The organism is Pseudomonas sp. NFPP25 (assembly GCF_900116505.1).
GTDB classification, from domain to species: Bacteria; Pseudomonadota; Gammaproteobacteria; order Pseudomonadales; family Pseudomonadaceae; genus Aquipseudomonas; species Aquipseudomonas protegens.
Map to the genome: position 1 here is coordinate 118124 of NZ_FPBG01000001.1, position 22046 is coordinate 140169.

The 22046-nt window shown below is 65.0% G+C and carries 19 protein-coding genes; 5 read left to right on the forward strand and 14 right to left on the reverse strand.

Going from position 1 to position 22046, the window contains the following annotated elements; genetic code table 11:
* Positions 1-456: 456 nt before the first annotated feature.
* The 4 genes from poxB to BM382_RS00450 form a co-directional block, all read right to left on the reverse strand.
* Positions 457-2202: a ubiquinone-dependent pyruvate dehydrogenase gene (poxB, locus tag BM382_RS00435; protein WP_072441294.1), complete on the reverse strand. Its 1746-nt coding sequence runs from the start codon at positions 2200-2202 to the stop codon at positions 457-459.
* A 118-nt stretch (positions 2203-2320) separates the two neighbouring features.
* Positions 2321-3385 (reverse strand): NAD(P)/FAD-dependent oxidoreductase, encoded by a 1065-nt coding sequence (locus BM382_RS00440; protein ID WP_239690436.1) that lies wholly within the window; start codon positions 3383-3385, stop codon positions 2321-2323.
* A 152-nt stretch (positions 3386-3537) separates the two neighbouring features.
* Positions 3538-5079, reverse strand: coding sequence for an MFS transporter (locus BM382_RS00445; protein WP_072441300.1), 1542 nt, complete (start codon positions 5077-5079; stop codon positions 3538-3540).
* The gene (locus tag BM382_RS00450; RefSeq protein ID WP_041118830.1) at positions 5076-5573 is read right to left on the reverse strand and encodes a GlcG/HbpS family heme-binding protein; all 498 of its coding nucleotides are present in this window, start codon (positions 5571-5573) and stop codon (positions 5076-5078) included. The genes BM382_RS00445 and BM382_RS00450 overlap by 4 nt, the downstream gene beginning before the upstream one ends.
* Before the next feature lie 104 nt (positions 5574-5677).
* On the opposite strand from BM382_RS00450, the gene BM382_RS00455 reads away from it, so the two are divergent.
* Together BM382_RS00455 and BM382_RS00460 are read left to right on the forward strand one after the other, a co-directional pair.
* The gene (locus BM382_RS00455) at positions 5678-6559 is read left to right on the forward strand and encodes a LysR family transcriptional regulator (RefSeq protein ID WP_011061876.1); all 882 of its coding nucleotides are present in this window, start codon (positions 5678-5680) and stop codon (positions 6557-6559) included.
* A 75-nt stretch (positions 6560-6634) separates the two neighbouring features.
* A complete protein-coding gene (locus BM382_RS00460; protein WP_011061875.1) occupies positions 6635-7012 on the forward strand; it encodes a VOC family protein in 378 nt (125 codons plus the stop codon).
* A 15-nt stretch (positions 7013-7027) separates the two neighbouring features.
* On the opposite strand, the gene dhaL is transcribed toward BM382_RS00460, so the two are convergent.
* From dhaL to BM382_RS00495, 7 genes are all read right to left on the reverse strand, one after another.
* Positions 7028-7669, reverse strand: coding sequence for a dihydroxyacetone kinase subunit DhaL (gene dhaL / locus BM382_RS00465; protein ID WP_072441303.1), 642 nt, complete (start codon positions 7667-7669; stop codon positions 7028-7030).
* A 3-nt stretch (positions 7670-7672) separates the two neighbouring features.
* The gene (locus BM382_RS00470) at positions 7673-8674 is read right to left on the reverse strand and encodes a dihydroxyacetone kinase subunit DhaK (protein WP_072441306.1); all 1002 of its coding nucleotides are present in this window, start codon (positions 8672-8674) and stop codon (positions 7673-7675) included.
* Positions 8675-8739: 65 nt separating this feature from the next.
* A complete protein-coding gene (locus BM382_RS00475; protein ID WP_072441309.1) occupies positions 8740-9858 on the reverse strand; it encodes an MDR/zinc-dependent alcohol dehydrogenase-like family protein in 1119 nt (372 codons plus the stop codon).
* 39 nt (positions 9859-9897) lie between these two features.
* The gene (locus BM382_RS00480) at positions 9898-10656 is read right to left on the reverse strand and encodes an SDR family oxidoreductase (protein WP_072441312.1); all 759 of its coding nucleotides are present in this window, start codon (positions 10654-10656) and stop codon (positions 9898-9900) included.
* 65 nt (positions 10657-10721) lie between these two features.
* Positions 10722-11744: a substrate-binding domain-containing protein gene (locus BM382_RS00485; RefSeq protein WP_072441315.1), complete on the reverse strand. Its 1023-nt coding sequence runs from the start codon at positions 11742-11744 to the stop codon at positions 10722-10724.
* 46 nt (positions 11745-11790) lie between these two features.
* Positions 11791-12783, reverse strand: coding sequence for an ABC transporter permease (locus tag BM382_RS00490; protein ID WP_072441318.1), 993 nt, complete (start codon positions 12781-12783; stop codon positions 11791-11793).
* The gene (locus tag BM382_RS00495; RefSeq protein WP_072441321.1) at positions 12780-14267 is read right to left on the reverse strand and encodes a sugar ABC transporter ATP-binding protein; all 1488 of its coding nucleotides are present in this window, start codon (positions 14265-14267) and stop codon (positions 12780-12782) included. The genes BM382_RS00490 and BM382_RS00495 overlap by 4 nt, the downstream gene beginning before the upstream one ends.
* 281 nt (positions 14268-14548) lie before the next feature.
* On the opposite strand from BM382_RS00495, the gene rpiB reads away from it, so the two are divergent.
* The 3 genes from rpiB to BM382_RS00510 all read left to right on the forward strand — a co-directional run bounded on the left by rpiB (position 14549) and on the right by BM382_RS00510 (position 17967).
* The gene (gene rpiB / locus BM382_RS00500) at positions 14549-15013 is read left to right on the forward strand and encodes a ribose 5-phosphate isomerase B (RefSeq protein WP_072441324.1); all 465 of its coding nucleotides are present in this window, start codon (positions 14549-14551) and stop codon (positions 15011-15013) included.
* A 65-nt stretch (positions 15014-15078) separates the two neighbouring features.
* Positions 15079-16059, forward strand: a complete 981-nt coding sequence (locus BM382_RS00505; protein WP_072441327.1) for a sugar-binding transcriptional regulator — start codon at positions 15079-15081, stop codon at positions 16057-16059.
* A 345-nt stretch (positions 16060-16404) separates the two neighbouring features.
* The gene (locus tag BM382_RS00510; RefSeq protein WP_011061874.1) at positions 16405-17967 is read left to right on the forward strand and encodes a TerC family protein; all 1563 of its coding nucleotides are present in this window, start codon (positions 16405-16407) and stop codon (positions 17965-17967) included.
* 31 nt (positions 17968-17998) lie between these two features.
* Here the strand turns inward: BM382_RS00510 and BM382_RS00515 are convergent, their stop codons facing one another.
* The 3 genes from BM382_RS00515 to BM382_RS00530 form a co-directional block, all read right to left on the reverse strand.
* On the reverse strand, positions 17999-19099 hold the full coding sequence (locus tag BM382_RS00515; protein WP_072441330.1) for a GGDEF domain-containing protein: 1101 nt from the start codon (positions 19097-19099) through the stop codon (positions 17999-18001).
* 240 nt (positions 19100-19339) lie between these two features.
* Positions 19340-20491: a non-hydrolyzing UDP-N-acetylglucosamine 2-epimerase gene (wecB, locus tag BM382_RS00525; RefSeq protein WP_072441334.1), complete on the reverse strand. Its 1152-nt coding sequence runs from the start codon at positions 20489-20491 to the stop codon at positions 19340-19342.
* A 569-nt stretch (positions 20492-21060) separates the two neighbouring features.
* Positions 21061-22038, reverse strand: coding sequence for a LysR substrate-binding domain-containing protein (locus BM382_RS00530; protein WP_019095395.1), 978 nt, complete (start codon positions 22036-22038; stop codon positions 21061-21063).
* Positions 22039-22046: the final 8 nt, after the last annotated feature.

Below are 22046 nucleotides of genomic sequence, written 5' to 3' on the forward strand. Positions count from 1 at the left end.
GCATCCGTGCAAGAGGCACATCAATGTGCTTGTCGGATTTAGACTCTAGCCTGCCGGAAAAGCGATGCACCTTCCGTTTCCGAATTAGCATTCAAAAAAGCAAAGGCATTTGGTCTAAAGGAAAATATTGCGTAGGTTTTTTGCGCCTGATCAGTCGGCCGCTGAGGGGGGGCTGACGTTTGGGCATGCCTTCATCCGCTGCCGATCTTGAAAGAGGCGAGCCGCTCAAAAATGATCGGATCACTGAAGGAACGCGACGGTTTTCTTGTCCCGCTTGTGCTTACGGCCAATCCGTTGGCGTGCAGTCGAAACGTCTTGATGGATGAGAAGCGAGACGGGGAGGTGGTTTTCCCAACGCCACCCTCGATGGATGCCACTGCCACCCTTTTCATGGACACAGGCCTCTAATGTGGGTGCATTAGAGGCTGCGATGGCATGCCCGGGGGTAGAGCCTTTCTAGGTGATCTTGAACCAACTGTCCTTGAGCCAATTGGTCCTGGCCAGTTCGATCACCTCGTCGCCACGCCCGCTCATCACCGCCTTGAGCATGTACAGGCTGAAGCCCTTGGCCTGTTCCAGCTTGATGGCCGGCGGCATGGCCAGTTCCTGGGTGGCGGTGACCACGTCCACCAGCACCGGGCCGTCATGGGCCAGGGCGGTGCGCAGGGCGCCTTCCAGTTCTTCGGAGTTTTCCACCCGCAGGCCGAGAATGCCCATGGCGTTGGCCATGGCGGCAAAGTCCGGGTTGTGCAGGTCGGTGCCGGTGTCCAGGTAGCCGGCGGACTTCATTTCCATGGCGACAAAACCCAGGGAGGCGTTGTCGTAGACCACGATCTTCACCGGCAGCTTGAGCTGGGCCAGGGAGATGAAGTCGCCCATCAGCATGCTGAAGCCGCCATCGCCGGACAGCGAGATCACCTGGCGCTGGGGGAAGGCGGCCTGGGCGCCCATGGCCTGGGGCATGGCGTTGGCCATGGAGCCGTGGTTGAAAGAGCCCAGCAGGCGCCGCTGGCCGTTCATTTTCAGGTAGCGCGCGGCCCACACCGTGGGGGTGCCGACGTCGGCAGTGAAGATGGCGTCTTGGTCTGCCAGTTCGCTGAGCAGCCGGGTCAGGTACTGCGGGTGGATCGGCCGGCCAGCGGGCGAGGGCTGGGCCAGGTCGTCCAGGCCCTGGCGCGCCTTGGCGTAGTGCTTGAGGGATTCTTCGAGAAAGCGGCGGTCGCCCTTATAGGGCAGGCGCGGCAGCAGTGCGGCGAGGGTTTCGCCGACGTCGGCGGCGATCCCCAGGTCCAGCGGCACTCGCCGGCCCAGGGCCTGGGGGTTGCGGTCGATCTGTATGACGCAGGCGTCGCTGGGGTAGAACTGGCGATAGGGAAAGTCGGTGCCGAGCATCACCAGGGTGTCGCAGTTGAGCATGGCGTGGTAGCCGGAGCTGAAGCCGATCAGGCCGGTCATGCCGACGTCGAAGGGGTTGTCCCATTCCACATGCTCTTTGCCGCGCAAGGCATGCACCACCGGTGCGCCGAGGGCGTCGGCCAGGGCCACCACCTGATCGTGGGCGCCGGCGCAGCCACTGCCGCAGAGCAGGGTCACGGCCTTGCTCTGGCTCAGCAGTTCCACCAGTTTGTCCAGGTCGTGGGGGGCGGGCAGGGTGCGCGGTGCGTGCAGGGCCGGCCATGGCTTGCTGGCGGCGGGCACCTGTTGCAGGGCCACGTCGCCGGGGATCACCACCACCGCCACGCCGCGGTTGAGGATCGCGCTGCGCATGGCCCGGTGCAGCACCTCGGGCATCTGCGCCGGGTTGCTCACCAGTTCGACGAAGTGGCTGCACTCCTTGAACAGCTCCTGAGGGTGGGTTTCCTGAAAATAGTCGAGGCCGATCTCCGAGGAGGGGATCTGTGCGGCGATGGCCAGTACCGGCACATGGTTGCGGTGACAGTCGAACAGGCCATTGATCAGGTGCAGGTTGCCCGGCCCGCAACTGCCGGCGCACACCGCCAGTTGCCCGGTGGCGGCGGCTTCGGCGCCGGCGGCAAAGGCGGCCACCTCTTCGTGGCGCACATGCATCCACTCGATGGTCTGCATGCTGTGCAGAGCGTCGGTGAGGCCGTTGAGGCTGTCGCCGGTCAGCCCCCAGATACGCTTGACCCCGGCCTGTTCAAGGGTGGTTGCCAGTTGCTGGGCGATGGTGATGTTCGCCATGAAGAGCTCCTGCGGTCCGCTTAAGAAGTCGTGCAATCAAAAGAGGACAACAGGCGAGGGCGGATGATTCCGTGAAATCTTGCAGGCCCTGCCGCGGTGTGGCGACAGGGGCTGGTGTTCAGGCGAAGCGTGCCGGTCGGCAGGCGGCCAGTTCGGCGCAGGTTTGCCCGTGCAGCAGTTCCTGGCTGATCAGGCGCGCCACCGTGGGGGCCAGGGTCACGCCGGCGTGCATCACCGCCAGGTACAGGCCCTGGTAGCGGGTGCTGGGGCCGATGATCGGCAGTTGGTCCCCGGGCATCGGCCGCAGGCCGACTTCCACGCTGCGCAAGGTGATGGCCTGGGCGCCACGGAACAGCTGGCGGATGCTGGCCAGGGCCTGTTGCGCGATGGCCTCGGGCCCCAGTGGACCCTGGGCATCGATATAGTCCTCGGCCAGCAGCAGGCTGCCGTCCGCCGCTTCGCGGATTTCCAGCTGGCTGTTGGAGACCAGGGTCTTGACCAGGCCCGGTGGCGCATTGATGCGGATCAGGATCGACGGCGAGGCCTGCACCGGCAACTGAATCCCCAGGGGCGCGAGCAGGGCCGGGGTGGCGCAGCCGCTGGCGAGCAGCACCTGGTCGGCACGGTGGAGCCCGGCGGCGGTGTTTACCCCGAGTACCCGCTGGCCTTCGACCCGCAAGCCAAGTACCTGGGTCTGGTCGAACACCCGGGCGCCGTGGGTGCAGGCCGCATCGAGCAGGGTGCGGGTGGCGGCCACTGGGTCCAGGCTGCCTTCGCCGGATGCATAGCGGGCACGCTCCGGCAGCACTTGCAGGTGGGGTTCCAGTTGGGCAACCCCGGCCCGGTCCAGCCACCGGGTCGAGGCCTCGGCGGTTGGCTCGTCGGTATCTGGCGCTTGCTGGTCGGCCGCGCCGTAGGTCAGCGCACCGGACCAGCGGATCTGCAAGGCCGGCAGTTCGTGCTGCAGGCGGCGGTAGTCTGCCAGCGCCTGGGCCCGCAGGGCGCGGGCGGCTGCCGGGAACTCGCCGTGGGGGTTGATCCAGGCAAAGGAATGGCGGGTGACGCCCGAGCCCGGGCTGTCCTGTTCCAGCACGGTCACCTGCGCGCCCTGGCGGGCCAGGTGGTAGGCAATGGCGGCGCCGACAATCCCGGCGCCCACCACGATCACGCTTGAAGGCTTCACGCTCACCTCGTTATCCATTCAATGGGGCGTTGCGAAGGGCGCACCTTAACCGTGGCGGATTGCCCCAGCAATTGAACGAGTGTTGTGAAATTGCAAGCGGGCGGGCCAGGACCGTTGCCGCAGGCGCGGCAGCGGTTTGTGCAGTGCCTGGGCTATTGCAGCTTCAGCGTCAGCCCCGACGCCTGGGGCAGTGGCTTGCGCATCAGCCGGCCCACCACCAGGGCGCCGAGCAGGGCGAGCATCCCGGCCACCGTCAGCACCAGGCCGAAACCACCGACAAAGGCCTGCCGGGCCAGGGGCTCGACTAGGGCCCGGGCATCGGGCGGCAAGCCGGCCATCGCGCCCTGCATGTCCCCGGCCACCACCCGTGAGGCAATCTCCGGTGCCTGCTCCAGCCAGTGCCCGGGCACGGCGTGCAGGCTGCCCTGCAAGAGCTGCTGGGTATGGCTGGCCAGCAGCGCACCGAACACCCCGATGGCCAGCATGATGGCGCTGAAGCGCATGGTGGTGCTCATGCCCGAGGCCATGCCGGTGCGTTCCCGCGGCACGCAGGCCATGATGTTTTTCTGCGTGTCGCCATTGAGCAAGCCGGCCCCGGCGCCGGTCACGGCGATTGCCAGGGCGAAGTTCAGGTAGCCCCCGGCGTGTACCGCCCAGGCGCTGAGCAGGTTGCCGCAGCCCACCAGGGTCAGCCCTGCGGCCATCAGCGTGGCCGGCGCATAGCGCCCGGCCAGGCGTGCGCCGATCCGCGGGCAGATGAGCATGGTCAGGGCGAAGGGCAGCATGCCCAGGCCCGAGGCGATGGCCGAGAAGCCCAGGCCGTTCTGCAGGTAGAAGGGCAGCAGCGTCATCATCACCTGGGCACAGCCGGCGTAGGCGAACATGCCCAGCAGGGCGCCGATGAAGCGCGGGTGGCGGAACAGTTGCAGGTCCACCATGGGCCGGCTTTGCAGCCGCTCGATCAGCACGAACAGCCCCAGCAGCGCCACGCCTGCCAGCAGGCGGGTGGTGGTGGCCGGGTGGCTCCAGCCGATGCGGTTGGCCTCGATCAGGCCCCAGATCAGGCACAGCAGGCTGGCGCTGAAGGCCAGGCTGCCCCAGGGGTCGAGGCGCGCCGCCTGGGTATCCCGGGATTCCGGCACGTTGCGCAGCACACTCCACAGCAGCAGCGCACCCACCGGCAGGTTGAAGTAGAAGATCCAGCGCCAGCCGAAGTACTCGGTGATCAGCCCGCCGACCGTGGGCGCGGCAGTCATGGCCATGCCCATGCAGGCACCCCAGAAGGCCCAGGCCTTGGCCCGTTCCACTTCGTCGTGGAAGGTATGGCCGATGGAGGCCAAGGCCGAGGTCAGCAGCAGCGCCGCGCCCACCCCCTTGAGCGCCCGGGCGATGTCCAGCAGCAGGGCGTTGGGCGCCGCACCGCAGCCCAGGGAGGCGAGGATGAACAGGCCCAGGCCGCAGAGCAGGGTGCGCTTGCGGCCGAAGCGGTCGGCCAGGCTGCCGGCGGGCAGCAGCAGGGCGGCGAAGGCCAGCATGTAGGCGCTGACCACCCACTCGATATCGGCGAAGTTGGCCCCCAGGTCACGGGCGATGCTCGGCAGCGCCACGGCGACGATGTTGGTGTCCAGAACGATCAGCGAACAGACCCCGGAGGCGGTGAGCAGGGTCAGGCGCGGGTTGACGGAGCGGTTCATTGCGTGGCCTGCCGACTGAGGGTGGCGAGGGCGGCCAGGGCGATTTCATCGTCGTGGGCCGGGGTGTCGGCACTGACCCCGATGGCGCCGATCACCTGGCCGTCGACGATGATCGGCTGGGCGCCTTTCATCATCACCAGGCCGGCGCTGAGGGCGGCGGGGCGGCCGCCATTGACGGCGTTTTCCAGATCCCCGGAGGGCCGCTTGAACAATGCCGAGGTGCGTGCCTTGCCCTGGGCCAGCTCGACTCCGGCCACCACTGGGGCGCCGTCCATGCGCGCGCCGAGTATCGGCCAGCCGCCGTCGTCGACGATTGCCACGGCGCAGGGCCAGCCCTTGGCCTGGGCGGTTTGCTGGGCGGCCCTGAGCAGGCGCTGGGCGTTGTCCAGGGTAAGGATTGCCTTGTGGGCAATGACGGGTTGGCTGTCCTCGGCTGCCGCGGTCTGCAGCACGCAGCAGGTGATCATTACCAGAAACAGGGGTTTGACGCGCATGGCAGAGGCTCTCTACTGTGAAGGTTCGCTCAGCTTATCCCGGCCTTTCGCGGTCTTTGTTAGCTGCTGGCGACCAGTTCATTACCTTTGAGCTAATGCCCATCATGGAAATTCGTCACTTTCGCTACTTCCTGGCGGTGGCCCGGCAGCGCAATTTCACCCGCGCCGCCGAGCAATTGGGGATTGCCCCGCCCACCCTGAGCCGGCAGATCCAGGACATGGAGAACACCCTTGGCACCCGGCTGTTCCTGCGCCAGCAACGCGAGGTCAGCCTGACCGAGGCCGGCGCCACCCTGCTGCTGGAAGCCGAGGCCACGGTGCGCCAGTTCGAGTTTGCCCAGCGCAATGCCCAGCGTGCCGGGCGCGGCGAGATCGGCCATATCGAACTGGGCTATGTGGCCTCGGCGGTGTATTGCGGGCTGTTGCAGAAACAGGTGCAGGGCTTTGGCCGCGACTGCCCGGACGTCAGCCTCAACGTGCGGGAGTGCCCGATGGCGACGCTGCCGGCGCGGATTGCCGATGGTCGCCTGGACGTGGGCTACATTCGCTCGCCCATGACATTGCCGGAAGGGGTCGAGGCCATTCGCCTGGACGCCGAGGGCTTTGTCCTGGCGCTGTCCGATGAATCCTGGCTGTGCCGCCTGCCGCAGATCGCCTCCGAACACCTGCTCAATGAAACCTTCATTCTTCCGGAGCAGATCAGCGGCACCTTGCAGGTGGCGGCCCAGGGTGCCTACGCCCCCAAGCTGGGCCCCCAGCCCGGCGGCCTGGTGGCGGTACTGGCCCTGGTGTCCCTGGGGCAGGGCGTGGCAGTGGTGCCGGAGTCGGTGGTGGGCCACATCAGCCTGCCCCATGTGCTGTACCGGCCGATTGGCGGCAGCTCGGCGACGTCCTGGCTGTCGCTGATCCACCGGCGTTTCGAGCAGGCACCGGCGGTGGTGCGCTACATCGAGCAGGTACGGCGCGAGTACCGCGGCAAAGCCTGATGGGGCATGTTCAAGCGACGGCCCGGGTCGCATAATCCCCGGGCCATTCCTTTCGCTTCAGGAGCTGCGTCTTCGATGATCGACCACCTTGACCACCTGGTACTGACCACCATCGACCCGATTGCCGCCGAGGATTTCTACGTCCGCGTGCTGGGCATGCAACTGGAAACCTTTGCCGGCGGGCGCAAGGCCTTCAAGTACGGCAACCAGAAGATCAACCTGCATGTGCGCGGCCAGGAGTTCGAACCCAAGGCCCACCTGCCGGTGCCGGGGGCGCTGGATTTGTGCTTCATCGCCAGCGTGCCCCTGGAACAGGTGATTGCCCATCTGCAACAGGCCAACTGGCCGATCATAGAAGGGCCGGTGCCGCGCACCGGCGCCACCGGCCCGATCCGTTCGGTGTACCTGCGGGACCCGGACCTGAACCTGATCGAGATTTCCGAGCAGTTGTAGCGCCAGTGGCCTGCTTCAGAGCCGCTGGCCGATGGAGTCGGCGAGGCGGGTCAGGATCAGGCAGCAGGACACCGCCCCTGCATCCAGTGCCCCCAAGGAGCGCTCGCCCAGGCGGCTGGCGCGACCGATGCGCGCTACCAGGTCGCGGGTCGAATCCCGGCCCCGGGAGGCCGCACTCTTCATTCGATCCAGGGCCTCCTGGAAGGAGGCGCCGGCACCCTGGGCCGCCTCGAAGGCCTCTACCGCTGGAATCAGGGTGTCCATCAGGCATTTGTCGCCCACCCCGGCTTCGGTGATGTCCTGCAAGGAGGTCAGGCCGCCGCGCAGCAGGCGGGCGAAGGTTGCGGCATCGATCTGCTCGGCGCCGCGCACTTCGTTGGCCATGCCGATGAACAGGCTGCCGTATAGCGGCCCCATGGAGCCGCCGATGCCTTCCATCAGGCTCAGGGTCAGCTCGTCCAGGGCTTCGGCCAGGCTCAGTTCGCGACCTTCGAGGGCGCGCCCGCAATGGGCGAAGCCCTTGGCCATATTGATGCCGTGGTCGCCGTCGCCAATGGCACCGTCCACTTCGCTGAGGTACTCGCGGTTGGCGACGATCACCGCCACCAGGTCACTGACGATGGCGCCGCCATCGGCGCTGAAAAAGTGCTGGTTCATGTCTCACTCCGTCTGGGTCAGGCCGATGGAACGGCAAGGCTGATCGATCAGGTGGCGCAATTCGGCGTCCAGGCCCAACAGCGTCAGGGTCACCCCCATCATCTCCAGCGAGGTGAAGTAGTTGCCGACATAGCAGCGGTGGATGCTCAAGCCTCGGGCGCGCAGCAGGCGCTCGACCTCGGCGTAGAAGATGTACAGCTCCATTACCGGTGTCGCGCCAAGGCCGGATACCAGCACCACCAGCGCTTCATCGGCGTGAAAATCCCGGTCGGCGAGGATGGGCGCCAGCATGCGCTCGGCCATGGCCGCCGCGGGCTCGATGGGGATTACTTCGATGCCCGGTTCGCCATGGTGGCCGATGCCCAGTTCCATCTGTCCGTCGGCGATCTGGAAGTTGGCCTTGCCCACCGCCGGGATGGTGCAGGGCGTGAGGCCGGCCCCGATGGAGCGACACTGGTCGACGGCCTTCTGTGCCACCCGGATCACTCCGTCGAGGTCGTACCCCGTGGCCGCTGCGGCGCCGCCGACTTTCCACATGAAGATCTCCCCGGCCACGCCCCGGCGCTTGTGGATGTCTGCCAGCGGTGCGGAAGCGACGTCATCGTTGGCCACCACGGTACGTACCTGAAGGTCTTTGCTGGCAGCCATTTTCATCGCCAGCTTGACGTTCATGTTGTCGCCGGCGTAGTTGCCATACAGGCACGCGACCCCCGCGCCCTGGTCGGCGGCACGAAAGGCGTCGAAGAAACTCTTTGCAGTGGGGGAGGAGAAGATCTCGCCCACCGCCACGGCATCCACCAGCCCGGGGCCGACATAGCCGAGGAAGGCTGGTTCGTGGCCGGAGCCGCCGCCGGTGACGATGCCCACCTGGCCTGGCGCCGAGGGCATGCGCTTGGCGATGACCCGGGGGTTGGTTTCGTATTGCAGCAGTTGCGGGTGGGCGGCAAGGATGCCTTGCAGCATGTCCTCGACCACCTGGTCCGGGTCGTTGATCACTCGGTTCATGACGGGTTTCCTGTGTTCTTGTTCTGGGTCGATGCCAGGTCGCGGCACATCTGTGCAGGGGCCGGTCAAGGTTTGAGGACGACCTTCAGCGAGCGCTCGCCCCTTTCCATCACCGCGAAAGCTTCCTTGAAGTCCGCCAGGGCGAAGGTGTGGGTGACCACGTCGCGCATGTCGATCCTGCGCTGGCCGATGAAATCGATGGCCCGGGGGTACATGTAGGGCCCCAGGTGCGAGCCGAGCACGTCCAGCTCCTTGCGGTCGCCGATGATCGACCAATCCACCGTGGCCTCATCGTTGAACACGCTGAACTCGACGAAGCGCCCGAGCTTGCGCAGCATCGCCAGGCCCTGGTTGACCGCCTTGTGATGCCCGGTGGCCTCGATGTAGATGTCGCAGCCATAGCCCTCGGTGAGGGTGCGAATCTTGGCCAGCACGTCTTCTTCGGCAGGGTTCCAGACCTCGTCGGCGCCCATGCGCAGGGCCAGTTCGGCGCGCTCGGGCTTCATGTCGAGGACAATCAGGCGCTTGGGGTTGCGCAGGCGCACCGCGCCGATGATGCCCAGGCCCAGGGTGCCGGCCCCGGCCACCACCACGATGTCGTCGAAGCCCACGTCGGCGCGCTCGGCGGCGTGCAGCGAGCAGGCCAGGGGTTCGATGAGGATGGCTTCGTCCGGCGGGATGCTGTCCGGCACTTTGTGCACGATGCCTTCGCGAGTAAAGATCATGTACTGGGCCATGGCGCCCTGGACGTTGTTCTGGAAGCCGTACAGGTCGTGTTTCTGGCACATCCAATACTGGCCGTGGTTGCAGAAGCGGCAGCCCCAACAAGGCACGATCTGCTCGGAGATCACCCGGTCGCCAACCTTGACCCCGCGTTTTTCCGCCCCCGGCCCCAGGGCCACCACCCGACAGACGAACTCGTGCCCGGGAATCATCGGCGGCTTGACGTAGCGCGGTTGCTCGGCGTCGCCCCAGAACGAGGGCGCGCCGCGGTAGGTCTTGATATCGCCCATGCAGATTCCGCACAGCTCGACCTTCGTGAGGATCTCTTCGGGGCTGGGTATCGGCACCGGTACTTCTTCGAGGCGGTAGTCTTCGGGCCCGTAGCAGACCACGGCCTGCATGGTGGCCGGGATTACCGGGGACAGCGCTTGCGCAGTGGCATTTTCGAGCAGGCTGGACATGGGCGGGAACCTCGCTGCGATCTGTGGAGTATCCGTGGGTTACTGAATGCTGTAGCCGCCGTCGATCATCACGTTTTCACCGGTGATCATCTTCGCCGCGTCGCTGAGCAGGTAGAGCACCAGCCCGGCAATTTCCTCGGGCTGGGCGAAGCGGCCCACGGGAATCTGCAATTTGGCCTGCTCCCCCAGCTCGCCGGCCCAGGCTTTTTTGCCCAGGGCGGTTTCGACGATGGTGGGGGACACGGCGTTGACGTTGATGCCATGGGGCGCCCATTCCATGGCCAGGACCTTGGTCATGCCCACCACCGCCGCCTTGCTCGCGCAATAGGCCACGTGCCGGTCGAGGCCGATCACCGCGGCCTGGGAGGCGAGGTTGACGATGCGCCCGTGGCCCTGTTCGAACATGTGCCGGGCACAGGCCTGGGCGGCAAAGAAGCTGGCCTTGAGGTTGATGTCCAGGGTGGTGTCCCAGGCGCTTTCCCGTACCTCCAGGGCCTTGTCCAGCAGGGCCACCCCGGCGCTGTTGACCAGGAAGTCCAGGCGTCCGAAGTGCGTTGCCACCAGGTCCACCGCATCTTGCAACTGATCCAGCTGGCGCAGGTCCAGGGCCAGCCCCAGGTGCCCGTTGCCCAGGCCGGCGGCGACCTCGACCACTTGTGGATCGCGGTCGAGCAGGGCAACCCTGGCCCCGCGTTCCGCCAGCAGGCTGGCGCAGGCCAGGCCGATGCCGGCGGCACCACCGGTGATCACCGCGCAGCGGCCGTTCAGATCGAAGGCCTGATCCCAGAATCCGGACATGTCATGTCTCCTTGGAAAGAAAGGTTGTGCTCATGGGGTGTGCCCCACGATGCCTCGCACTCGAGTCATTTGCTGCCGGCAACCTGCTGGTACAGCGCATCGGCATTGTCGGCGGTCACCGGTACCCAGGGCAGGATGTACAGCTTGGCGCTGCCGTCACCCCATTGCAGGTCCTTGGCGTAGCGCTGCCAGATCACCGATTGTGGTTTGTAGTCCTTGCCGGCGAGGGTGCGCAGGGCCACGTCCAGAGCCCCCTGGGACTGCGCCTGGGCGTCCTGCAGGAAGGTGGTGATATCGCCCTTCTTGGCCGCCTGGATGGCGTCCGGCATGCCGTCGATGGAGGTCACCGGCACTTGGGCCGGCGACAGCCCCCGGGACTTCACCGCCTGCAGCGCGCCCAAGGCCATGTCGTCGTTCTGCGCGATGATCCCGGAGATGCCGCCGTTGGGGTGGGCGTTGAGCCAGTCCTCGGTCAGGGACAGGGCTTCGGCCCGGGACCAGTTGGCGGTCTTCATTTCGATAACCTTGATCTGCGGGTGCTGCTTGAGCACTTCCATCTCGCCTTTTTCGCGATCGATCTGCGCCGACTGGCCGATCGGCCCCTGAATGATCACCACATTGCCCTGACCCTTAAGCTTGTCGACCATGGCCAGGGCCTGCAGCCGGCCGCCCTCGACATCGTCGTTGCCGACATAGGGCACACTGGCACTGGCCACCTTGGTGTTGGAGGCGATCACCGGGATGTCGTTCTCCTGGGCCCGGGCTACGGCGCCGACCCCGGCCTTGGTGTCGATGGGCACGAAGATAATCGCGTCATAGTGCTGGGTGACCATGGTCTCGATCTGGTTGTTCTGGGTCAGGGCGTCGTAGTTGCCGTCGAACACGGTGATCTGCACCGTGCCGTCCTTGACCGCCGGGTGCTGCTTGAGCTCGCGCACCCAGTTCTGCATGAACTGGCCCTTGAGGCCGTATACCGCGGCGCCGATCTTGTAGGTCCTGGCCTCGGCCAGGGCCATGCTGCTGGTGAGCAGCGAGGCCGCCGCCAGGGTGAACAGGGAACTGCCGAGCAGGGTAGGAGAAAGCTTCATGGGGAACTCCGTTATTGTTGTAGGCGTTCGTTCGGGAGAGGTGAGATCAGCGTTTCTTCTTGCGCCAGACATCGATGAGCACCGCGAAGACGATGATCAGCCCCTTGGCGACTTGCTGGTAATAGGAAGACACCCCGAGCAGGTTGAGGCCGTTGTTGATCACACCAATCAACAGGGCGCCGAACAGAGTACCGACAATGCTGCCGGTGCCACCGGAGAGGCTGGTGCCGCCGATCACTACCGCGGCGATGGCGTCCAGTTCATAGGACATGCCGGCCTGGGGCAGGGCCGAGGTGGTACGGGCCGAGAGCACCACGCCGGCCAGCCCCGCCAGCAGCCCGGAAACCACGTACACCGAGAACATCACCTTGCGCACGCCGATACCGGAGGTGCGCGCGCTCTTCTCGTTGCCGCCCACGGCGTATACATAGCGGCCGTAGGTGGTGTAGCGCAGGACCATCCAGAAGATCAGCGCGACCACGGCGAAGATCACCACCGGCACGCCCAGCGGGCCTATCTTGCCGATGCCCAGGGCCAGGTAGTTTTCCGGCAGGTCGGTGACCGGGCTGCCATCGTTGAGGATGAAGGTCATGCCCCGGGCCACGCTGAGCATGCCCAGGGTGGCGACGAAAGGGGGGATCGACAGGTTGGCCACCATGAAGCCGTTGATCATGCCCAGCATCGCCCCGGCGAACATCCCGGCGCTGACCGCCGCCAGCAGGCCGTAGCCCTGGGTGGCCACCAGGGCGCTGCAGAGCCCGGCAAAGGCCAGGACCGAGCCTACCGACAGGTCGATGCCGCGGGTCAGGATCACGTAGGTCATGCCCACCGCGAGAATGCCGTTGATCGAGGTCTGGCGCAGGATGTCCATCCAGTTGCGCCAGGTCATGAAGTACTCGCTGGCAAAAGCCATCACCAGGCACAGCAGGATGAACACCAGCGGTAGGCCGAAACGGTCGAGGACCAGGCGCAGGCGGCTGGGGGTGGCCGGGCCGAGGGCGCTGGAAGTAGGGGTGGGGATCAGGGTCTTGGCGTTCATGAGGCGAGACTCAACAGGGCTTCCTGGGAAAGGGCGGTGTCGTTGCTGATGGTCACCAGCCGGCCGCCCTTGAAGATCGCGATGCGATCGCTCAGGTGCAGTAGTTCCGGGGCTTCCGAAGACACCACGATGGCGGCGCCGCCGCTGCGCACGAACTGGTCCAGCAGTTGGTAGATCTCCTGCTTGGCGCCTTCGTCGATACCTCGGGTCGGTTCGTCGCAGAGCAGGCACACCGGAGCGGTGGACAGGCACTTGGCGAGCACCACCTTCTGCTGGTTGCCGCCGCTCATTGATTCCACCGGCAGCTCCAGGGAGCTGACCTTGATCTGCAGGCGCCGGACCATGTCGCGGGCCAGGGCCTGCTCCTTGCGGGCGTTGATCAGCGACCAGCGCGATAGCTGCCCGTAGGCGCTGAGGGCGATGTTGCTGAGGATGCTGCTGCCCAGCACCAGGCCGCTGTCCTTGCGGTCTTCGGTGACCAGGGACAGGCCTGCGCGAATGGTCGCTCCCGGAGCGCCCACCGCTAGTGGCCGCCCTTGCAGGGTCACGCTGCCGGCGTCGGGGGTAGTGAGGCCGTAGATGCAGTTGAGGAACTCGCTGCGCCCCGAGCCCATCAGGCCGTAGATGCCGAGGATCTCGCCCCGGCGCAGCTGCAGGCTGATGTCGTGGAATTCTCCATGGCGACTCAGTTGCGAGACCTCAAGGCAGACCTCGGTGGTGCATTCGCGGCCGAGCTTGTGGTCGATGCGTTGCAGCTCCTGGCCGACGATGCCGCGCACCAGGTGGGCGCGGTCGATGTCCGCCATGCGCCCGCTTTCGACGAAGGCACCATCGCGAAAGATGCTGTAGTCATCGGCGATCTGCGCCAGTTCGCTGAGGCGATGCGAGACGTAGATGATCCCGGCGCCACGCTCGGTCAGGCGGCGGATGGCGCGGAACAGGGTCTGGGTCTCGTGTTCGCCGATGGCCGAGGTCGGTTCGTCCATGATCATCACCTGGCAGTCATGGCTGAAGGCCTTGGCGATTTCCACCAGCTGCACCTGGGCCACGCTCAGGTCGCGCATCGGGCTTTGGGCGTCGACATCGAACTCCAGGCTTTCCAGCAGCGCCCGGGTGCGGCGGTGAAGGGCCTTGCGGTCGACGATACATCCCAGGCGCCGGGGCTCGCGGCCCAGCCAGATGTTCTCGGCCACGCTCATGTCGGGAATCGGTTCCAGCTCTTGGGTGATCATCGCCACGCCGGCAGCGAGGGCCTCGCCGGGACGGTCGAACTGCACCGCATGGCCATTGAGCAGGATGCTCCCGGTGTCGCGCCGGGTGATGCCCATCAGGATGCTGAGGAAGGTGGACTTGCCGGCGCCGTTGCCGCCGCACAGAGCGTGCACGCTGCCGGCACGCAGGGCGAGGCGGCCATCGCGCAGGGCGGGGACCCCGGCATAGGCCTTGGCGACATGTTCAGCCTGGAGCAGTAATGGCGGGGCCATCGGCGTGTCCTCGTGCTGTGAATTCTTATTAGGTCGCAGAGTACTGTTGCGCTGTGATCATATGTGTATCAAATGAAATTCTGATCAGTCAATATCTTTCGCGTTAAAACTGATTTCACTGAAAGTCAGGCTTTTTACCCAGGTTTGTAGGGCTTTGACTTAGACGTCAGGTAATTCACGCTTGACATCGGGGGGTGATTGCTTGCGAAATGACTGAGCAAAAATTCACTAAATGAACATATGATCAATCTGGCTCTTACCTGAAAGCGGAGCGCAATGCCATGCATACAACCTGTTCGGTGGCCATCGGCTGCGATGAAGCGGGGTTCGAACTCAAGGAGTTGCTCAAGCGGCACATCGAGGCGCTCGGATACCCGTTAGAGGATTTCGGTACCCATTCCCTGGATCCGGTGCTCTATCCGGACATCGCCTTGGCGGTAGCCACGGCGATCAATGCCGGGCGTCATCAGTTGGGGGTGCTGGTGTGCGGCACCGGGATCGGCATGGCCATCAGCGCCAACAAGGTCCAGGGCATCCGCGCGGCCCAGGCCCACGACACCTATTCTGCGGAGCGTGCGCGCAAGAGCAACGATGCGCAGATTCTGTCCATCGGTGCGCGGGTGGTGGGGGCGGAGCTGGCCAAGAGCATCGTCAGTGCCTTCCTGCAGTCGGAGTTCGAGGCGGCGCGCTCCGGGGCCAAGGTCGAGCGCATCAGCGCCATCGAGCGCGACGGCCACAAGGGCTGAGGTAGACGCCACCCGTATCCACTAGAGAGAATGCGCCTTTGATGCCGAAACGGAAGCCAGTCCACATGAGTGACAGCACCCTGCGCGGGGCCAGCGACATCGACCTGATGACCGAGGTCGCCATGCTCTATTACCTTGAGAACGTCACGCAGGAAGTCATTGCCAAACGCTTCGACCTGTCCCGGGCCAAGGTCAGCCGGCTGCTCAAGCGTGCACGGGACGAAGGCATTGTCGAAGTGCGGGTGCTGCAGCATCCGGCCATGAACAACGAGCTGGAACAGGCCTTGGTGGAGCGCTTCCAACTGGACCGGGCCCTGATCGCCGTTGATCACAGCGACCCGGACACCCAGCGCTCGGCAGTGGCCAGCCTGGTGGCCAACTACCTGAACAAGACCTTGAGCGACGGCATGATCGTCGCCGTCGGCATGGGTCGCAACGTCGGCGCGGTGGCCGACAACGTGTTCCTGCCGGTGACCCGCAACTGCACCTTCGTCTGCGCCATCGGCGGCTCCCTGCGGGCCGGCGAATACATGAATCCCGACCATATCTGTCGGCGCCTGGCCCTGCGCTTCGGGGCCGAGAGTGAAACCCTGTACGCCCCGGCGCTGGTGGCCAACCCGGAGCTGCGCAGCGCGCTGATCAGCAACGACACCGTGCGTTCGACCCTGGACCGGGCACGGCGCGCGGACATTGCCCTGATCGGCATCGGCGACATGAGCGAGAACAGCAACATGGTGCGCATGGGCTGGTTCTCGCCCCAGGAGATTGCCCAGGCGCGCCTCTCCGGCACCGTGGGCGACATGATGGGCTACGACTTCATCGACATTCATGGCCTGCCGGCGGTCAACGCCATGCAGGGCCGGGTGATCGGGCTGACGGTGCAGGAACTGGTGCGCATCCCCGATGTGGTGGCCATCGCCAGTGAGAACACCAAGGCCGCGGCGACCCTGGGGGCCTTGCGTTCCGGGGTGATCAACACCCTGGCGACCACGGTGACCAATGCTCATACCATCCTCGCGCTGGATGACGCCACCCGTAGGAACTGAAGCTGTGGGGGGGCGGGCCGGATAAAATCTTGTAATGATTTCCCGCTGGGGAATCGGCTCGCCCTCCCTGTAATCTCCAAGTCCGTTTTTTCCTTCAGGACTTGCATGAACACGCTCTCGGAGCCCCCCAGTCGGCGCTCTTTCCTCGCTTTGCCCCATGACTTCTCGCGCCATCCGGCGGCCCTGAGCCCCAGACGCTCAGGCAGCCATTCTCCCGGTTGCACTTGCCTGGCACTTGCCACTTCCTGCCTTTATTCGCCCGTACCCGAGGTTTTGCAGCCCCTGCACCTTGGCGCTGCGTCGCGCCTGGCCGTTTGAATTTTCCGGAGCACTTGAGTCGTCGTTATGGAATGGATCGCAGACCCCACGGCCTGGCTTGGCCTTTTGACCCTGATCGTCCTGGAGCTGGTGCTGGGCATCGACAACCTGGTGTTTATCGCCATTCTCGCGGACAAGCTGCCGCCCGAGCAGCGCGACCGTGCGCGGATCATCGGCCTGTCCCTGGCGTTGTTGATGCGCCTCGGCCTGCTGGCCAGCATCTCGTGGATGGTGACCCTGACCCAGCCGCTGTTCGAGGTCTTCGAGCACAGCTTCTCGGGGCGTGACCTGATCATGCTGTTCGGTGGTGTGTTCCTGCTGTTCAAGGCCACCATGGAGTTGCATGAACGCCTGGAGGGCCATGTCAGCCAGCGCGCCGGCAGTACCACTTACGCCTTGTTCTGGCCGATCGTGGCGCAGATCGTGGTGCTCGATGCGGTGTTCTCCCTGGACGCGGTGATCACCGCGGTGGGCATGGTCGAGCACCTGTCGGTGATGATGATCGCGGTGGTGGTGTCCATCGGCGTGATGATCGTCGCCAGCAAGCCGCTGACCCGCTTTGTCAACGCGCACCCGACGGTGATCATGCTGTGCCTGGGCTTCTTGATGATGATCGGCTTCAGCCTGACCGCCGAAGGCTTGGGTTTCCATATTCCCAAGGGTTACCTGTATGCGGCCATCGGCTTCTCGATCCTGATCGAGGTGTTCAACCAGATCGCCCGGGCCCGGCGCAAGAAATCCATGCAGGGCCTGCGGCCGATGCGCGAGCGCACGGCCTATGCGGTGATGCGCCTGCTGGGTGGGCGCAGGCTGGCGGCGGAAGAAGTGGGCGAGGAAATTGCCGACTTGCTGGAAACTGATGAGGCCCCCAGCAGCGAGCTGTTCGACCGCCGTGAGCGGGTGATGATCAGTGGTGTGCTGCAACTGGCGGAGCGGCCGATCCGCAGCCTGATGACGGTGCGTGCCGAGGTCGACTGCATCGACCTTACGGACAGCCCGGAGAGTATTCGTACCAAGCTGATGCATTCTTCGTACTCGCGCCTGCCGCTGATTCGCGATGGTGCGGTGGATGAGCCTTTGGGCTTCGTGCACAAGAAGGAACTGCTCAAGGAGTACCTGGCGGGCAGTGAGCCGAACCTTGAGCATCTGGCGCGCAAGACCATCAACCTGCTGGACAGCTTTTCGATCCTCAACGCCCTGGAACAGATGCGCCAGGCGTCCACTCACATTGCCTTTGTGATCAACGAATTCGGTGACTTCATGGGCATCCTGACCATGACCGACATTCTCGAATCCATTGCCGGCGAGCTGCCGGATGCCAGCGAGATCGAAGGCCCGGATGTGATCGAAGAAGAGGGCGGGTTCCTGGTCAATGGTGCGCTGAACCTGCCTCAGGTACGCCAGCGGACCGGCTTCGGCGCTGAACCCACCGAGGACTACCAGACCCTGGCCGGTCTGGTGATGAGCCTGCTGGACCGCCTGCCGGTCAAGGGCGATCGGGTGGAGTGGGCGGGCTGGAGCCTGCAGGTCAGGGCAGTGGAGGAGCGCCGGGTAACCCAGGTGCTGCTGTCGCGCAGGAGCGTGGACTGACACTGGGGCCTCTTCGCTGGCAAGCCAGCTCCTACGTGGGTGGTGCGGGCCTGGCGGCTGGATGGAAGGTATAGCGATCCTTGCCGCCGTGCTTGGATTCGTACAGCGCCTGGTCGGCCTTGATCAGGGCCTGGTTCAGGGTTTCGCCAGGCTCGACCCGGGCCAGGCCCATGCTGATGGTCACCGGGTGCCGGGTCGGCTGGTCGCGCACCACCTGGCACAGTCGCGTGGCCAGCGCCTCCACATCCGCGCGGGGCACGTCGGCCAGGTAGATGGCGAACTCCTCGCCGCCCAGGCGGGCATAGTCGAAATCCCTCATCACTCCCTTGATATCGGCGGCGATGCGCTTGAGCACTTCGTCGCCGATGTCATGCCCGTGCACATCGTTGACCTTCTTGAAGTTGTCGATGTCGACCATCGCCAGGTAATGGTCGTGCTCCCGGGGCAGAGCCTGCAGGCGCTGGCCGGCGCGGGCCATGAACGAGCGGCGGTTGGGGATCTCGGTGAGGGTGTCGAGGTAGGCCTGGTCCAGCAGCAACTTGGACATGATGTAGTTGTGCAGCCGGGCCCGGCGCAGGGTGATGAAGCTGTAGAGGGTCAATGCGCTGAGAAACAGCGCGTAAACCAGCACCAGCAGCCCCTTGAGTTCCTGCAGGGTGGTGCTGGTGCGCCAGAACGGATTGAGCACCAGCCAGGTGATGAAGATGGCGCTGACGAACGACCAGCGTCGCAGAGGCATCACCGAGGCGCCGTAGAGCATGCTCGACGCCCCGAGAATCAGCCAGACCGGGCGCTGGTCGATGGGCAGCCCCTCGATCACCAGGCGTACGCCGATGGTGATGGTCAGCACGAACAGCAGGTTGATCCACTGGAAGTGCCGGTCCTGGCGGGTGAAGCCGAGGATGATGGTGGTGAAGGACAGAATGCTCAGAAAGACCATCGAATAGGCGGTGAAGCCCTGCTGCCCGGGAAAGCTGACGATCAGGTCGAAGATCAGCCAGATCAGGATGCTGGCGGTGTAGATCAGGACGCAGAAGCTGCGCAGGCGTTCGAAATCATGTTGCGCGAATTCAAGCTTCAAGGCCGCCGGAGCGGCCTGTTTGAGCACTTGTTCTTCAAGGGTTCTGAACATCGCGGGCCTTGGATGTGAGCTGATGATCCAGCAGCGGCTTGCCCCAGGGGCGATAGCGCAGGGAGAACACCGCGCCGGGGTTGGAGGGGGCGCGACGATCCGCTGCTTGAAAGTGTAGGTCGTCCAGTTCAATCGGCAGGTACCTGCCAGTGACCGGTAGCTTCCAGTTCTCGCACAGAGTGTGGAGCCATATGGCCAACTGGACGTTTTGCGACTGCGGGCTGCGGAGGCTGCCCGGGCTCATGCCGGAGTACGGGGGGCTTGGGCCTCCAGCCAGGTGCACAGGCGGCGGGCGATGTGTTCGCTGGCGCGGCCGTCACCGTAGGGGCTGTACACGCGGCTCATGCGGGCATGCAGCTGTGCATCGTCCAGCAGTTCGCTGGCGTGGTGCACGATGCGCTCGCGATCGGCGCCCACCAGCAGCACGGTGCCGCCTTCCAGCACCGACGGCCGCTCGGTGACCTCGCGCAGCACCAGCAAGGGCTTGCCGATGGCCGGGGCCTCTTCCTGGACACCGCCGGAGTCGCTGAGGATGAAGTGCGAACGTCCCATCAGCCAGACAAAATGCTGATAGTCCTGGGGCGCTACCAGGTAGATGTTCGGCTTGTTCGAGAGCAGGCCGTACACCGCGTTCTGCACCTGGGGGTTGAGGTGTACCGGGTACACGAACTGCACGTCCGGGTAGCGCTCGGCCAGGGTTGCCAGGGCTTCGCAGATATCGCGGAAACCGTCACCGAAGTTCTCCCGGCGGTGGCCGGTGATCAGCACCATGCGCCGGCTGTCGTCGAGCACCGCCAGGGGCGAGTTGGCCGCGGGGCGCCAGTGGGTGTGCTTCTGCCGGTTGCGCATCCACAGTAGCGCGTCGATCACCGTGTTGCCGGTGACCTCGATGTTTTCAGCGGGCACGTTTTCCCGCAGCAGGTTGGTTGCGGACCTGGCGGTCGGGGTGAAGTGCAGGTCGGCGATGACCCCGGTCAGGCGCCGGTTGGCTTCTTCGGGCCAGGGTGCCTGGAGGTTGCCAGTGCGCAGGCCGGCCTCGACGTGGCCAATGGGCAACTGCCGGTTGAAGGCGGCGAGGGCGGCGATAAAACTGGTGGTGGTGTCGCCATGGACCAGCACGATGTCCGGTTTCAGGCGCTCGTAGCTGGTGTCCAGGTGGATCAGCAGTTGCTGCGACAAGCCGTTGAGGGTCTGGCCCTGGGTCATCACTTGCAGGTCCACATCGACCTCGAGCTCAAAGGCGTCGAGTACCTGTTTGAGCATTTCCCGGTGCTGGCCGGTGGAACAGATGTGCAGCTCGATACCTGGCCAGTGCCTTAGAACCCGAGCCAGTGGTGCCATCTTGATCGCCTCAGGACGTGTACCGAAAACCATCATGACCTTGAACGACATGGACCCTCCCTGGGATTGTGAAAACCGGACCTGGCGTTGAGATCAAAGCAGTCAGGATCACTCTTGTCCAACCAGGAGTGCAGGCGCTGATAGCGCTCAGGTTCGCGGTTTAGCGGGAAAAGGGGGCTTGCATTGATTCCGGAGGCAGCAGGTTTCTCGGCGGAAAGAAAACACTGGGCGCAATGCAAGATGATGTTTCGCAGTTCGGCTGCCCGTTAAGAAGAATCAGGCTGATTTAAGCCATTAAATTGACGCCGGTACCATTTGTCGGGAGGCTTTTAATCAGGCTTAGAGTCTCGTGTCAAAATGACGTCGCGCGCTGCTAGAATGCGCGCCATGACTCACCCCGAGAGTGAGTGTGTTGATGACTGCCTGGTTCGTGGAGTGATGCTGTGGGTCGTGCTTTAGCGGTGTATGTAGTGGGGATGGCCCTGGTGCTGGCGTGTTTTGCCTGGGCAATGGTGACGCTCTACAGCTGAGCGCCGGCGGCGCTCGAGCTTTCCCGGGCTGTGTTCATCGGCCCTTCAATGTTGTTTGCCCAGGCCCATGAGCAGCAGGGCCTGGTCCAGTCATTCAGCCAGGGATTTACTGCCACCCAGGGTGGGCAGGGCTGCTGCAATCGCCCCAGCCAGGCCTCGTGCCGCGGGCAGATCCCGTTCGGCTGCCTGAGCCTGGAACCAGTTCAATACGGTTTCGCAGGCCGGATGCGCGGCGCCGCTGTCGCGTAGCCACAGGGCATAGACCCCGCCGGTCTTGAGCGCCTGGCCAAAGGGGATCAGCAGGCTGCCCCGGGCAATCGAGTCCTGGGCCAGGATCAGGTCCGTCATGGCCACCCCCAGCCCCCGGGCCGCGGCGTCCAGGGCCAGGTCGTCGAGGTTGAACAGCAGGTGCTTGTAACTGTGGGGCGTCTGGTCGTCCTGGGCCTGCAGCCAGGCGGTCCATTCCTGGCGGCTGGTAGAGCCGTGGATCAGCGCGTGCCCGGCCAGTTCCTCCAGGGAGCGCGGCGGCAATTGCCCGTCACTGAGCGTTGGGGCACACACCGGTACCAGGTATTCGTCGAACAGCGGGGTCAGCGGCCGCTCGTCCAGGCCTTCCGGCAGGTACAGCACATAGGCGTCGCAATCGCCGCCGGGGTCTACCGTGGCCCCGCCCACGGTCTCGATCGACAGGCACAGCCCGGGGTTGGCGGCGTAGAAACCGCTGAGCCGCGGCAGCAACCAGCGCACCGCCAGGGAGACAAAGATGCGGATGCGAAACGGGCGGTCCAGGGGCGCCGGGGCCAGGCGTTCCTGCAGGGAGCCGAGGGACCTCAGGACTTGGGTGGCCACCGTGCAGACATCGCGCCCCTGTTCGGTCAGCGAGACCCTTCGGCTGCTGCGCTCGAACAGGCTGACCCCATAGTGCTCCTCCAGTTGCTGGATCTGCCGGCTCACCGCGCTCTGGGTCAGGTGCAGGCGCGCCGCGGACTCGGTGAAGCTGTGGGTCTGGGCCACGCTGACCAGGGTCTGCAGGGCCTGCAACGAGGGTAGTCGAAGAGGGTTATCCATGCGTTTTC